We start from the raw sequence: 13938 nt of genomic DNA on the forward strand, positions 1-13938 counted from the left end.
GCCTAACGCCCAATTCAGCCCAAGGCCTGTTACCAATGCCCAAATCCGTTGACCGAACCCGCCCCCATACGCCGCGCATGCCGCGTATCCAGGCGCTCGACCCACACACTTCGGAGCAGAGCTGGGAAAGCGCGACGCAGTTGCTCGCGGCTCTCAACGGCGCACGCCTGGGCGCCTGGTACTGGGACATCGAGCGGGGGCTGATCAGTTGGTCGCGGGGCACTCAGGCATTGTTCGGTTTCGACCCTCACCAGCCAATGCCGGCGGACATCGAGTACCTCGACCTGCTGCACCCCGAGGACCGGGCGAAAACCCTTCGGGCATTCAACGCGGTCATGGCCGGCGCCCCCCTTGAGCAAGCGATGCACCACCGCATCCGTTGGCCGGACGGCAGTCTGCACTGGCTGGAAATCAACGGCAGCCTGATTCCCGACAAGCTCGGCCGGCCGCGGATGATCGGAGTGATCCGCGAGATCACCCACCAGCGCCAGCGCGAGCAGGCACTGACCAGCTCGGAAAAGCGCTTCGCCACGCTGTTTCACCTGTGCCCCAATATGGTTCTGCTGACGCGCCAGGAAGACGGCCTGATCACCGAGGCCAATCAGTACTTCGAAAGCCTGTTCGGCTGGCCGGTGCAGGATGCCATCGGTCGCACCACCCTCGAGCTGGGCCTGTGGGTGCACCCCGAGCAACGGGCGAAACTGGTCAGGGCGACCAAGGCCAAAGGTGACCTGATCAGCATGGAGGTGCAGTTTCGCGCCAGCAACGGCCAAGTGCATGACGGCATTCTCAGCGCGCAAAAGGTCGAGCTCGAAGGTCAGCCGTACCTGCTCAGCACCTTCCTCGACACCACCGAACGCAAGCTCGCCGAACACGCGCTAAAGGACAGCCAGGAGCGCCTCGACCTGGCCCTCGACTCGGCCCAGCTCGGCACTTGGGACTGGCATATCCCCAGCGGCATGCTCTACGGCTCGGCCCGAGCGGCACAACTGCATGGCCTGGAACCCATCCCCTTTCATGAATCCTTCGAGGAGTTCTTCGAGGGCGTGCCGGGGGAAGAACGCGACAGCATGCGCGACGCCTACCGCAGCCTGCGCGAAGGCCCGGCCGGTAACTACCAACTGACCTACCGGGTGCAACTGGCCGACGGCAGCTCACGTTACCTGGAAAGCCGCGCCCGACTGTACCGCGACGCTGATGGCACGCCGCTGCGCATGGCCGGGACCTTGCTGGACATCACCGAACAGGTCGAGCGCGAACAGCGCCTGGTGGCCTCCGAAGAGAAGTTCGCCACCCTGTTCCAGGTCAGCCCCGACCCGATCTGCGTGACCCGCCAGGACAGCGGCCAGTTCATCGAAATCAACTCCAGCTTCACCCAGACCTTCGGCTGGAGCGCCGCCGATGTGCTGGGCCGCAGCGCCGACGACATCGGCCTGTGGGACGCCTCGGCGCAAAGCCTGCAGCGGATCGAACAGGTGATTCGCGAGCAGGGCCTGAACAATGTCGCGCTGCTGGTCCGGCACAAGGACGGGCAATCCCTGACCTGCGTGATCTCCAGCCGGCAGATCAACGTCGGCAACCAGCCCTGCATTGTCACCACCCTGCGCGATATTACCCAGCAGCAACGCTCGGAGGCGGCGCTCAAGGCCAGCGAAGAAAAGTTTGCCAAGGCGTTTCACTCCAGCCCCGACGCGATCACCATCACCGAGCGCGACACCGGGCGCTATCTGGAGGTCAACGACGGTTTCTGTCGCCTTACCGGCTATAGCGCCGAAGAAGTGGTTGGCAAGACCGTGTATCAGGTCGGTATCTGGGCCGAGGAAAAGCAGCGCTCGATGCTGCTCGCCGAACTGCAACTCAAGGGCCGGGTGCACCACCTGGAAATGCTTGGGCGCAACAAAAGCGGGCAGTTGCTCACCGTGGAGGTCTCGGTAGAGCCGATTACCCTCAACGAAACCGCGTGCCTGCTGTTGACCGCGCGCGATGTCAGCCTGCTGAAGAACGCCGAAGCGCAGATCCGTCACCTGGCCTACCACGACTCACTGACCAACCTGCCCAACCGCGCGCTGCTGATGGACCGCCTGAGCCAGCAGATCGCCCTGCTCAAGCGCCACAACCTGCGCGGAGCCCTGCTGTTCCTCGACCTCGACCACTTCAAGCACATCAACGACTCCCTCGGCCATCCGGTCGGCGATACGGTGCTGAAAATCATCACCGCCCGCCTCGAGGCCAGCGTGCGCATGGAAGACACCGTGGCACGCCTGGGTGGCGACGAGTTCGTGGTCCTGCTCAGCGGCCTGGAAGGTTCGCGCAATGAAGTCAGCGAACAGGTCCGGGAATTGGCCGATACCCTGCGCGAACTGCTCTCGGAACCGATGTTCCTTGACGGCCATCGGCTGCAGGTTACGCCGAGCATTGGGGTGGCGCTGATTCCAGATCACGGTTCGACCCCCACCGACCTGCTCAAGCGTGCGGATATCGCCCTGTACCGGGCCAAGGACTCCGGGCGCAATACCACGCAGATGTACCACAACACCATGCAGAAAGCCGCCAGCGAGCGCCTGCGCATGGAAACAGACTTGCGCCTGGCGCTGTCACGGGGCGAATTCCGCGTGCATTACCAGCCGCAGATCGACGCCCGCGGCGAACGCATCGTCGGCGCCGAAGCCCTGGTGCGCTGGACCCATCCGCAACTGGGCGCGCAATCGCCCAGCGAATTCATCAAGGTGCTGGAAGACAGCGGGCTGATCCTCGAGGTCGGCACCTGGATTCTCGACGAAGCCTGCCTGGCCTTCAAACACCTGATCGCCCGAGGCAAGGTCGACCCGTTGAATTTCAGCCTGTGCGTCAACATCAGTCCGCGCCAGTTCCGCCAGACCGACTTCGTCGAGCGCATCGAGCACAGCCTCACCAGCCACGGCCTGCCCTGCTCGCTGCTGAAACTGGAGATCACCGAAGGCATCGTGATCCAGAACCTGGAAGACACCATCAACAAAATGCGCCGCCTGAAAAAACTCGGCGTCAGCTTTGCCATGGACGATTTCGGCACCGGTTACTCGTCGCTCACCTACCTCAAGCGCCTGCCGGTCGACACCCTGAAAATCGACCAGTCATTCATCCGCGACGCCACCAGCGACCCCAACGACGCCGAAATCATTCGCGCCATCGTCGCCATGGCCCTGAGCCTGGAACTGGAGGTGATTGCCGAGGGCGTGGAAACCACTGAACAACTGGCGTTCCTGCAGGGACTGGGCTGTCATTTGTACCAGGGGTACCTGCACAGTCGGCCAGTGCCGGTGGAAGAGTTTGAGTGGTTGTTGAACTGAGGGGCGACGAGATCGCTGCGCTCTTGGGAAATCGACTACAGCCTTTCAGGAAAGGTCCTATTCCCGACGGCCTAGCTGCTCGCTAGGCTTCTGCGTCCTGCGGCCCCTTCCCGGTAATCCGCCGAGAAGCCATCTACACTGGGAAAATCGTATTTCCCGGCAGTTGAACGGCGCCTATCCATTGGCAGAGACCTCCTCCCCGTGCCCAGCATCTACCAGCTCAAACCCGCGTTTCAAAACCTCCTGCGCCCGCTGGTCCGACGGTTGTTCGACAACGGCACGACGGCCAACCAGATCACCGTGCTGGCCGGCGTCGGTTCGCTGCTGGTGGGTGTGGTCGTCGCCTGTTTCGCCGAACATCCCTGGGTGTTTGCCCTGGTGCCGATGTGGATGATCCTGCGAATGGCGCTAAATGCCATAGACGGCATGCTCGCCCGTGAGTTCAAGCAGCAATCGCAGCTGGGTGCCTACCTCAATGAACTCTGCGATATCGCTGCCGATTGCGCACTGATCCTGCCGTTCGCCCTACTTCCCGGCGTCAGTCTGTGGCTGGTCCTGCTACTGACCTTACTTGCGCTGTTCAGTGAATACGCTGGCGTAATGGGCCCGATGATCGGGGCTTCACGGCGCTACGACGGGCCCATGGGCAAAAGCGACCGGGCGTTTGTCATGGGGGTGGTGGCGTGCGCTATCGCCCTGGGTTGGATCAGCGCTCTGTGGATCAACGCAGTGTTGGCGGGTGTTTCCCTGTTGCTGCTGGTCACGCTGTTTAACCGGGTCCGCCAGGGTCTGCGGCAAGTACAGGAAAACACTCCACAAGCATAAGGAAGTTGCAATGCGCGAAGCTCAACACCAGACCTTCACCACCCACGACGGTGTCCAACTGTTTTACCGCCATTGGCCGGGCAGCACGCCAGCGGGCGAACCTCGCCAGGCCGTACTGCTGTTTCACCGTGGGCACGAACATTCGGAGCGGATCGCCCATTTGGTGGACGAACTGGATTTACCTCATCTCGATTTTTTTGCCTGGGACGCCCGTGGTCACGGCCTGTCACCGGGCGAACGGGGTGACAGCCCGAGCTTTGCCACCAGCGTGCGCGACGTGCAAACGTTCTGCGATCATTTACAGAGCCACTACCAGATCGATGAATCGGACATTGCGGTGATTGCCCAGAGCGTTGGCGCAGTAATCGTCGCCACCTGGGTGCACGATTACGCGCCACGCATTCGCTCACTGGTGCTCGCCTCCCCGGCATTCAAGGTCAAGCTCTACGTGCCGTTTGCGCGCAAGGGCCTGGGGCTGATGCGTCGGTTTCGCGGCAACTTCTTCGTTAACAGCTACGTCAAGGCGCGCTTTCTCAGCCATGACCCAGAGCGAGTCGCCTCCTATGACAGTGACCCACTGATCACCAAGGCCATTTCCGTCAACGTGCTGCTTGGTCTATATGAGGCCGCCGAACGAGTGGTGGCCGATGCCCAGGCGATTCAGGTACCGACCCAACTGCTGATTTCCGCCGCCGACTTCGTGGTGCATCGAAAACCACAGGAACAATTCTTCGAGCGCCTGGGCAGCCTGCACAAGGAAAAACACCTGCTGCCCGGCTTCTTCCACGACACCCTTGGCGAAAAAAATCGTGCTCACGCTGTGGCCAGTGCCCGACGGTTTATCCTGCAGAACTTCGCCCACGCACCGGCGCGCCCTTCGCTGCTGGAGGCCGACCGCCTGGGCCTGACCTGCGCCGAGTCCGAATCACTCGCCGCGCCACTGCCACATAACTCTCTGCGTGACCTGTACTGGCGCATGACTCGCGCCAGCATGCGTATGGGCAGTCGCCTATCGACCGGGGTCAAGCTGGGGTTCGACACCGGTTTCGACTCCGGCAGCACCCTGGATTATGTCTATCGCAATACCCCAAGCGGCACCTCTGCAATCGGGCGCATGATCGATCGTAACTACCTCGATTCCATCGGCTGGCGCGGCATCCGCCAGCGCAAACTGCACGTCGAAGAACTGCTGCGCCTGGCCATGACGCACCTGCGCGAACAAGGACGTGAAGTGCGCATCGTCGATATCGCTGCCGGTCACGGGCGCTACATTCTCGAAGCCCTGCAAGGTGTCAACCCGCTGCCCGAAACCATTCTTCTGCGTGACTACAGCGACATCAACGTGCGCGACGGCAGTGCGTTGATCCGCGAGAAGGGCCTGGAACACATTGCCCGTTTTATCAAAGGCAATGCCTTTGACCGCGACGATCTTGCCGCGCTTGAACCCAAACCCACTCTGGCCGTGGTCTCAGGCCTGTACGAATTGTTCGCCGACAATCAGATGGTCAGCGACTCGCTGGCCGGGTTGGCCGCCGCCGTGGAACCCGGAGCCTACCTGATCTACACCGGCCAACCCTGGCACCCGCAACTGGAGTTGATTGCCCGCGCACTCACCAGCCACCGCGAAGGCCAGGCCTGGGTCATGCGCCGGCGCAGTCAGGCAGAAATGGACCAACTGGTGGAAGCGGCCGGCTTCCGCAGGATCAGCCTGCGCGTCGATGAATGGGGGATTTTCAGCGTCAGCCTCGCGCAACGGGTGACTGAATGAATCAAGCCGTAAATATGTCCCGCGAGCCCGGCCTGTTGAAACCGGCGCTGTTGTGGTTATTGCTGTTGGCACCGACATTCTTCGCCACCTACGGCTTCGCTACCTGGGTCACCACTCAGCGCAGTGACGTCGGAACCCTGGTGTTCGATTGGGAAAATCAGTTGCCATTCTGGGCCTGGACAATCGTGCCTTATTGGTCGATCGACCTGCTGTACGGCCTGTCCCTGTTGCTGCCCAACAGTCGTGCCGAACTCAAGCGCCACGCTCTACGCCTACTGACCGCGCAACTGATCGCGGTCAGTTGCTTCCTGCTCTGGCCGTTACGCTTCACCTTTGCCCGCCCCGAACTGGACGGGGTGTTCGGCTGGTTGTTCGACGTACTGGCCGGCTTCGACAAGCCCTTCAATCAGGCGCCGTCGCTGCACATCGCCCTGCTGGTGGTGCTCTGGACCTGTTATCAGCGACACCTGCAAGGGATCTGGCGTGGTCTGATGCACCTGTGGTTCGGTCTGATCGGCATCTCTGTCCTGACCACTTATCAACACCACTTCATCGACTTGCCTACCGGCGTGCTGCTTGGCTGCCTGTGCGTCTGGCTGTGGCCGCTGGATCGGTCCACCCCCTTGACCAATGCGCGTCTAACCTGCGACCGCAAGCGCTGGAAGTTGGCGCTGTGCTACGCCGTGGGCGCACTTATCGCCAGTCTTCTGGCGTTCGGCTTCAAGGGTGGCTGGCTGTGGTGGTTGTGGCCGGCAACCGCCTTGCTGCTGGTCGCACTGAATTACGCATTGCTGGACACCGGCGGCTTTCAGAAAGGCGCCGACGGCCACCTTTCCGGCGCTGCACGCTGGTTATTGGCGCCCTACCTGGCCGCAGCCTGGCTCAACTCTCGGCTGTGGACGCGCAACCACCCACAACCCGACCGGGTACTGGACGACATTTGGCTCGGGCGCATTCCGAGCCGGCGCGAACTTAAAGCTGGCCCGTTCAAGGCCGTACTCGACTTGTGCGCCGAACTGTCTCTGGACCCTGGCCCGGTGGCCTATCGCTCACTGCCGGTACTCGACCTGATCGCCCCCACCCCAGCGCAATGCCGGGAAGCGGCCCAAGCCATCGACACTCTGCGTCAGCACGGTCCGCTGCTGGTCTGCTGCGCCCTCGGCTACTCGCGAAGCGCCACGGCCATTGCCGCCTGGTTGCTGCACAGCGGCAGGGCTGCCAACGTGGAGCAGGCGATCAGCCAATTGCGGCAGGCACGTCCAGGTATCGTCCTGCACTCGGCACACCGCGCTGCCTTACAGGGACTGGTGGCGAACAGGGAGCCGGCTTATGACCAGTGACATGAAGCTGCAAGCCACCGCCAGCCTGTTACGGCGTGGCGCGTCCCTCGACCATCTGTCTACCGGTCTGACCTTATTGGGCGCCGCACTTGGCTTGAGCCAATACCTGTTGGCCAGTCTCGGCGGCTGGGCAGTCACCGGCAGCATTGCCCTGCTGTTGCTTGGTCTGCTGCAGAAGTACTGGGCGCTGCGCGTCGCCTTCGATGCTGAATTGTTCCACTGTGTCGCCAACCTTGAGCAACCCCTGGACCAACGCGGCGAATCACTGGATCAAGCCTTGATTGCACTCGGCCTGCAATCCGCCGCTCGAGGCGGCCGGCCATGGAGTGAACGTATCCGTGGAGCCCTGAATCTGCTGCGTCGACAAGCACTGCTGATGGCGCTTCAGGTGCTGGTCGTAGTGGGTTTGATCCTGACTGGCTTTTATTGAATAAGGAGAATTCATGCTCGAACCTCTGTTCGCCACCCTCATCACTTCCGCCGCTCGCACCCTGACCGGCGCCCGCAGTCTGTGGCTTGGCTGCGCGCCCGAGGCGGTTCAGCGCATCTACTTCGCCAACCACAGCAGCCACGGTGACTTCGTCTTGCTCTGGGCCTCGCTGCCGCCGGCCCTGCGCAAAATGACCCGGCCAGTGGCGGGCGCTGACTACTGGCAAACCAGCGCGCTGCGTCGCTACATCATCAACCGCGTATTCAATGGCGTACTGATCGAACGCGAGCGCAAGGAGCCAACCGACAATCCATTGCAGCCAATGCTCGACGCCCTGAACAATGGCGATTCGCTGATCATCTTTCCAGAAGGCACGCGCAACCTCGAAGAGAGTGGTTTGCTGCCCTTCAAAAGCGGGATCTATCACCTGGCAACACACCATCCCGGCGTGGAGTTGGTACCGGTATGGATCGCCAACCTCAATCGCGTCATGCCCAAGGGGCGTGTCCTGCCATTACCGCTGCTGTGTACAACACGCTTCGGTGCGGCCTTGACCCTTGAACCCGGCGAAAGCAAGGAGCAGTTTCTCCAGCGCAGCCGTGAAGCCTTGCTGGAGCTGGCCGAGGAGCAAAACTGACATGGACAGACAGACCCTGATGCTGTTCGGCGGGATTGGCACCTTCCTGCTGCTGGCTTCACTGATCGGATGGCTGCTCAAACTGCGCAGTCGTGGCACGGCCAACCCGGTGATCGACAACCTCAATGCGCGGATCAACGCCTGGTGGGTCATGGTCGCGGTGATCGGCATTGCGTTCTGGTTAGGTACCAGTGCGGTGATCCTGTTGTTCTACGCAGTCTCGTTTTACGCCCTGCGTGAATTCATGACGCTGACACCCACCCGGCGTAGCGACTACCCGGCATTGGTGGCCGCTTTTTACCTGGCACTGCCACTGCAATATCTGCTGATCTATTACGATTGGTACGGGCTGTTCTCGATCTTCATCCCGGTCTACGTGTTCCTGCTGCTGCCGATCCTCGCTTCGTTGGGAGGGGACAGCACGCACTTTCTCGAGCGCGCTTCCAAAGTCCAGTGGGGGTTGATGATTGCGGTGTTCTGCGTGTCCCACGTCCCCGCCCTGCTGACCCTGGACATCAGCGGCTATGAAGGACGCAACCTCTTGTTGATCGCGTTCCTGGTGATCGTGGTGCAGATGTCGGATGTGCTGCAATACGTCTGCGGCAAGCTGTTCGGCAAGCATAAAATCGCACCCAACCTGTCGCCGTCCAAAACTGTCGAAGGTTTTATCGGCGGCGTGCTGCTGGCTTCGCTGATTGGTGCAGCACTGTTCTGGATCACCCCGTTCACTGCCGGACAGGCATTCCTGATTGCGCTGTTGATTAACTTGCTGGGATTCGCCGGCGGGATCGTCATGTCGGCGATCAAACGCGATCGCGGCGTCAAGGATTGGGGGCACATGATCGAAGGCCACGGTGGCATGCTCGATCGACTGGATTCGGTGTGTTTTGCCGCTCCCATTTTCTTTCATCTGGTGCGCTACGGCTGGACGTGAATCAAGCGAATAGAAAAAGGGCGCCAGCGGCGCCCTTCTTCATTGCACTGACTCAGTGTTGCAGTGCGGCTTTTTGCTCACCGTTGATCGGGATGCGTTTGGCCTTGGCTTCCTCTGGCACGATGCGCAGCAGATCGATGCTGAGCAGGCCATTGCGCAGGTCCGCAGCCTTGATCTCAATGTGATCGGCGAGACGGAACGACAGTTTGAACGCACGCTGGGCAATGCCCTGGTGCAGGAAGGTGACGCTGTCGTTGTTCTCACGTTTGCCGCCACTGATGGTCAGCACACCTTTTTCGACTTGCAGTTCCAGGTCTTCTTCCTGGAAACCGGCCGCCGCGACGACGATGCGATACTGGTCATCACCGTGTTTTTCAACGTTGTAGGGTGGGTAGCTGCTGCCGGGCTCATTGCGCAGCGCAGTCTCGAACAGATCGTTGAATCGATCGAAACCTACCGAAGAACGGAACAGTGGAGCCAGGGAAAATGCGGTACTCATGGTTCAAATCTCCTGAAAACAATCAGCAAGGTTTTTTATCTCCGCGACCCGAATTCGGCATCGCGTAACCCTTAGATAGGGACCGCCCATTGCATTTCAAGAGATTCTTTGAAGATTTTTTCAGGCCGCTTCAGCGACTGACAGGCCGAGCAAACGTGAGACCTGATCCAGCTCGGTCTCGCGGCGCATCAAGGTAAACAGCTCCACCGCCTCGGGATAATTGCGGGTCAGCATGGCCAGCCACTGCTTCAAGCGACCGGGTGATTGGCGGGCGGTCATTTGCGCCTTGGCCTGCAGCCAGAATTCCTGGATCAGCGGCAGCAGTTCGGCCCAGCTCATCTCCACCACCTCTTCGCCGGCCCGCGCCGCGGCGATCTGCCGTGCCAAGTCCGGGCGCGACACCAGGCCGCGGCCGAGCATGATGTCCTCGACGCCGCTGATTTCCCTGCAACGCCGCCAATCCTCGACGCTCCAGATATCGCCATTGGCAAACACCGGGACCTTCACCACCTCTTGCACCCGCGGGATCCACTCCCAGTGCGCTGGCGGCTTGTAGCCGTCCATCTTGGTCCGCGCATGCACCACGATATGCTCCGCGCCACCCTCGGCCAGCGCCGTGGCACACACCAGCGAACCGTCGGGACTGTCGAATCCCAGGCGCATCTTCGCGGTCACCGGAATGTGCGCCGGCACCGCGCGACGCACGTGCTCGACGATCTGGTTGAGCAGCTCCGGCTCCTTGAGCAACACCGCACCGCCCCGGGACTTGTTGACGGTCTTGGCTGGGCAGCCGAAATTCAGGTCGATCACCTGCGACCCCAGCTCACAGGCCAACGCGGCGTTTTCCGCCAGGCACACCGGATCGGAACCGAGCAATTGCACGCGCAACGGCACGCCAGCAGCGGTTTTCGCACCGTTGAGCAATTCGGGACCGAACTTGTGGAAATACGCAGGCGTGAGCAGTTGATCGTTGATCCGGATGAACTCGGTCACGCACCAATCGATACCGCCAACACGGGTCAGCACGTCCCGCAGGATGTTGTCGACCAACCCCTCCATGGGCGCCAAAGCAATTTGCATGGGAAACACTCAACGAAAATCGTGCGGCAGTTTACCGGTTTTCGTGGGTAGGGGCATGGTGAGGGGGTGGACGGTTGTCAGGAAGGGGGGGCATGTTGATCGGGCGACATGTTGGAACTGGCCGGTAAGGCTGCCATCGCTGGCAAGTTTACCCGCGAAGAACACGCCACGCCGTCAACGTCTGGCGCGTTATGATTTTTCGCGGGCAACGCCCAACCTGTTACTTACGCGCCGCCTCCCACGACTTCAGCAGTTCGTTGTAGCTGACGGTCTCGCCCTTGGGCTTCTCGTTGGCCAGTTTCGGTTTGGGCGCTCCAGGTTGGTCGAACCAGTATTGGGCGTCGCGTTCCGGGTTGAGTTTCGGGCCGCAGGTGGTCTGGACCTTGGAGCGCTCGAGGCGGGCCATGATCGCGTCCTGGTCCTTGGCCAGGCCGTCGAGTGCCTGTTGCGGGGTTTTCTCGCCGCTGGCGGCTTCGGCGATGTGGCTCCACCAGAGTTGTGCCAGGCGTGGGTAGTCAGGCACGTTGGTGCCGGTCGGGGTCCACTGAACCCGGGCCGGGCTGCGGTAGAACTCCACCAGGCCGCCAAGTTTCGGCGCCAGGTCGCTCATGGCTTGCGAGTTGATGTCCGACTCGCGGATCGGCGTCAGGCCGACGATGGTTTTCTTCAGCGACACGGTTTTCGAGGTGACGAACTGCGCGTAGAGCCAGGCTGCCAGCTTCTGTTTCTCCGGGGTCGACTTCATGAAGGTCCAGGAACCCACGTCCTGATAGCCCAGTTTCATCCCCTCCTCCCAATACGGCCCGCGTGGCGATGGCGCCATCCGCCACTTCGGCGTGCCGTCGGCGTTCATCACCGCCAGGCCCGGCTTGGTCATGTCGGCGGTGAAGGCGGTGTACCAGAAGATCTGCTGGGCGATGTTGCCCTGGGCCGGCACCGGACCGGATTCGGAGAAAGTCATGCCAGCCGCTTCCGGCGGCGCGTAGGCCTTCATCCAGTCGACGTATTTCTGCGTGGCAAAGACCGCCGCCGGGCCGTTGGTGTCGCCACCACGGGTCACACTGGAACCGACCGGGTGGCAGTCCTCGACACGAATCCCCCACTCGTCCACCGGCAAGCCATTGGGCAGGCCCTTGTCGCCGCCACCGGCCATGGAGAACCAGGCATCGGTGAAGCGCCAGCCGAGGGAGGGGTCTTTCTTGCCGTAGTCCATGTGCCCATAAACACGCTTGCCGTCGATTTCCTTGACGTCTTCGCTGAAGAACTTGGCGATGTCTTCATAGGCCGACCAGTTCACCGGTACACCCAGCTCGTAGCCGTACTTCTCCTTGAACTTGGCCTTCAGTTCCGGACGCTCGAACCAGTCGGCACGGAACCAGTAGAGGTTGGCGAATTGCTGGTCGGGCAGTTGATAGATCTTGCCGTCCGGCGCGGTGGTGAAGGAAAGGCCGATGAAGTCCTTGAGATCGAGGGTTGGCGAGGTGTAGTCCTTGCCCTCATTGGCCATCAGGTCGGTGATGGATTCCGTCTTGCCATAGCGAAAATGCGTACCGATCAGGTCCGAGTCGTTGACCCAGCCGTCATAGATGTTCTTGTCGGATTGCATCTGGGTCTGCAGCTTTTCCACCACGTCGCCTTCCTGCAGCAAGTCGTGGGTCAGCTTGATCCCGGTAATTTCGCTGAAGGCCTTGGCCAGCACCTTGGACTCGTATTCGTGGGTGGCAATAGTCTCCGAGACCACGTTGATCTTCATCCCACGAAACGGCTCGGAGGCCTTGATAAACCACTTCAGCTCTTCCAACTGCTGCTCGGGCGTCAGGGTCGAGGGTTTGAATTCGCTGCCGATCCATTTCTTCGCAGCATCTTCATAAGCATCGGCCCAGGCCGCAGCGCTCAAGCCACTGAGTGCCAGCATGGCTGCCAATGAAACGCTATGTCGCAGCTTGTTGTTTTTGTCGAACATAGAGACCTCCTGTTTGAGTTTCGGAGCACGATTGCCGATTTTCGACTAGCCCCAGCGCATCACAGCCAACAGCCACACCAGGGACAGCGCGGACGCCACCCAGATGCTCCAGCCGGTAGCGCCAATCACCAGCAAATGCAGGTAGGCGCTGCCGAGAAGACCAATAAACAGCCGATCACCACGGGTGGTGCTGATCGGTAAAAAGCCGCGCCGGGGAATGCTCGGTGAACGCAGCTCCCAAGTGGTCATGCCCAGCAGCAGCAAACCGATGACGCCGAAGAAAATCGCAGTGGGCAGGGTCCAGTTCATCCATTCCATGATCAGTTCCTCACACTCGGCCCAGGGCAAAGCCCTTGGCCACATGGTTGCGGACAAACCAGATCACCAGCATGCCCGGCAGGATGGTCAGCACGCCCGCCGCCGCCAGCACGCCCCAGTCGATGCCCGAGGCCGACACGGTGCGGGTCATCACCGCCGCGATCGGCTTGGCGTTGACCGAGGTCAGGGTGCGCGCCAGCAGCAGTTCGACCCAGGAAAACATGAAGCAGAAAAACGCCGTCACGCCGATTCCCGAGCCGATCAGTGGGATGAAAATCTTCACGAAGAACTTGGGGAAACTGTAGCCGTCGATGTAGGCGGTTTCGTCGATCTCCTTCGGCACCCCGGACATGAAGCCTTCGAGGATCCACACCGCCAGCGGCACGTTGAACAGGCAATGAGCCAGGGCCACCGCGATGTGGGTATCGAACAGGCCGATGGACGAATAGAGCTGGAAAAACGGCAAGAGGAACACCGCTGGCGGCGCCATGCGGTTGGTCAGCAGCCAGAAGAACAAGTGTTTGTCGCCAAGAAAGCGATAGCGCGAGAACGCATAGGCCGCTGGCAACGCCACGCTGAGGGAGATCACCGTGTTCAGGCTGACGTAATACAGCGAGTTGATATAGCCGGTGTACCAGCTCGGATCGGTAAAGATCACCTTGTAGTTGGCCAGGGTGAATTGCTCGGGAAACAGGGTCAGCCCACCGAGGATTTCCGTGTTGCTCTTGAACGACATGTTCAGCAGCCAGTAGATCGGCACCAGCAGGAACAGGATGTAGAGCAGCAGCGGCACCAGCTTTCTCAGGGTCATGTCAGGG

The 13938-nt window shown here is 61.0% G+C and carries 12 protein-coding genes; 7 read left to right on the plus strand and 5 right to left on the minus strand.

Annotation, left to right across the window (positions count from 1 at the left end; genetic code table 11):
- Positions 1-35 precede the first annotated feature (35 nt).
- The 7 genes from KW062_RS19170 to KW062_RS19200 all read left to right on the plus strand — a co-directional run bounded on the left by KW062_RS19170 (position 36) and on the right by KW062_RS19200 (position 9260).
- On the plus strand, positions 36-3326 hold the full coding sequence (locus KW062_RS19170; protein WP_027616063.1) for a PAS domain S-box protein: 3291 nt from the start codon (positions 36-38) through the stop codon (positions 3324-3326).
- Between the two features lie 201 nt (positions 3327-3527).
- Positions 3528-4151, plus strand: coding sequence for a CDP-alcohol phosphatidyltransferase family protein (locus KW062_RS19175; RefSeq protein ID WP_105755267.1), 624 nt, complete (start codon positions 3528-3530; stop codon positions 4149-4151).
- Between the two features lie 10 nt (positions 4152-4161).
- Complete coding sequence (locus KW062_RS19180; protein WP_105755266.1) at positions 4162-5919, plus strand: bifunctional alpha/beta hydrolase/class I SAM-dependent methyltransferase; 1758 nt, start codon at positions 4162-4164, stop codon at positions 5917-5919.
- Positions 5916-7259 carry a phosphatase PAP2/dual specificity phosphatase family protein gene (locus KW062_RS19185; RefSeq protein WP_027616060.1) on the plus strand — a complete coding sequence of 448 codons (1344 nt, stop codon included), beginning with the start codon at positions 5916-5918 and terminating at the stop codon, positions 7257-7259. The genes KW062_RS19180 and KW062_RS19185 overlap by 4 nt, the downstream gene beginning before the upstream one ends.
- Complete coding sequence (locus KW062_RS19190) at positions 7249-7689, plus strand: hypothetical protein (RefSeq protein ID WP_027616059.1); 441 nt, start codon at positions 7249-7251, stop codon at positions 7687-7689. The genes KW062_RS19185 and KW062_RS19190 overlap by 11 nt, the downstream gene beginning before the upstream one ends.
- A gap of 13 nt (positions 7690-7702) precedes the next feature.
- Positions 7703-8326 carry a lysophospholipid acyltransferase family protein gene (locus KW062_RS19195; RefSeq protein WP_105755265.1) on the plus strand — a complete coding sequence of 208 codons (624 nt, stop codon included), beginning with the start codon at positions 7703-7705 and terminating at the stop codon, positions 8324-8326.
- A 1-nt stretch (position 8327) separates the two neighbouring features.
- Positions 8328-9260: a phosphatidate cytidylyltransferase gene (locus KW062_RS19200; protein WP_105755264.1), complete on the plus strand. Its 933-nt coding sequence runs from the start codon at positions 8328-8330 to the stop codon at positions 9258-9260.
- Between the two features lie 52 nt (positions 9261-9312).
- Here KW062_RS19200 and KW062_RS19205 read toward each other — a convergent pair whose 3' ends face one another.
- The 5 genes from KW062_RS19205 to KW062_RS19225 all read right to left on the minus strand — a co-directional run bounded on the left by KW062_RS19205 (position 9313) and on the right by KW062_RS19225 (position 13931).
- The gene (locus tag KW062_RS19205) at positions 9313-9759 is read right to left on the minus strand and encodes an Hsp20 family protein (protein WP_027616056.1); all 447 of its coding nucleotides are present in this window, start codon (positions 9757-9759) and stop codon (positions 9313-9315) included.
- 120 nt (positions 9760-9879) lie between these two features.
- Positions 9880-10839, minus strand: a complete 960-nt coding sequence (locus KW062_RS19210) for a tRNA dihydrouridine synthase (protein ID WP_027616055.1) — start codon at positions 10837-10839, stop codon at positions 9880-9882.
- A 220-nt stretch (positions 10840-11059) separates the two neighbouring features.
- Positions 11060-12802: an ABC transporter substrate-binding protein gene (locus KW062_RS19215; protein WP_105755263.1), complete on the minus strand. Its 1743-nt coding sequence runs from the start codon at positions 12800-12802 to the stop codon at positions 11060-11062.
- 45 nt (positions 12803-12847) lie between these two features.
- Positions 12848-13120, minus strand: a complete 273-nt coding sequence (locus KW062_RS19220; RefSeq protein WP_027616053.1) for a DUF2160 domain-containing protein — start codon at positions 13118-13120, stop codon at positions 12848-12850.
- A 10-nt stretch (positions 13121-13130) separates the two neighbouring features.
- Positions 13131-13931, minus strand: a complete 801-nt coding sequence (locus KW062_RS19225) for a carbohydrate ABC transporter permease (RefSeq protein ID WP_105755262.1) — start codon at positions 13929-13931, stop codon at positions 13131-13133.
- Positions 13932-13938 lie beyond the last annotated feature (7 nt).

This window comes from Pseudomonas fluorescens, from assembly GCF_019212185.1.
GTDB lineage: Bacteria > Pseudomonadota > Gammaproteobacteria > Pseudomonadales > Pseudomonadaceae > Aquipseudomonas.

Coding starts and splice junctions, on each gene's coding strand:
- KW062_RS19210 (WP_027616055.1), bottom strand. CDS start 10,839: ATGCAAATTGCTTTGGCGCCCATGGAGGGGTTGGTCGACAACATCCTG.
- KW062_RS19190 (WP_027616059.1), top strand. CDS start 7,249: ATGACCAGTGACATGAAGCTGCAAGCCACCGCCAGCCTGTTACGGCGT.
- KW062_RS19220 (WP_027616053.1), bottom strand. CDS start 13,120: ATGGAATGGATGAACTGGACCCTGCCCACTGCGATTTTCTTCGGCGTC.
- KW062_RS19195 (WP_105755265.1), top strand. CDS start 7,703: ATGCTCGAACCTCTGTTCGCCACCCTCATCACTTCCGCCGCTCGCACC.
- KW062_RS19225 (WP_105755262.1), bottom strand. CDS start 13,931: ATGACCCTGAGAAAGCTGGTGCCGCTGCTGCTCTACATCCTGTTCCTG.
- KW062_RS19200 (WP_105755264.1), top strand. CDS start 8,328: ATGGACAGACAGACCCTGATGCTGTTCGGCGGGATTGGCACCTTCCTG.
- KW062_RS19185 (WP_027616060.1), top strand. CDS start 5,916: ATGAATCAAGCCGTAAATATGTCCCGCGAGCCCGGCCTGTTGAAACCG.
- KW062_RS19215 (WP_105755263.1), bottom strand. CDS start 12,802: ATGTTCGACAAAAACAACAAGCTGCGACATAGCGTTTCATTGGCAGCC.
- KW062_RS19170 (WP_027616063.1), top strand. CDS start 36: ATGCCCAAATCCGTTGACCGAACCCGCCCCCATACGCCGCGCATGCCG.
- KW062_RS19205 (WP_027616056.1), bottom strand. CDS start 9,759: ATGAGTACCGCATTTTCCCTGGCTCCACTGTTCCGTTCTTCGGTAGGT.
- KW062_RS19180 (WP_105755266.1), top strand. CDS start 4,162: ATGCGCGAAGCTCAACACCAGACCTTCACCACCCACGACGGTGTCCAA.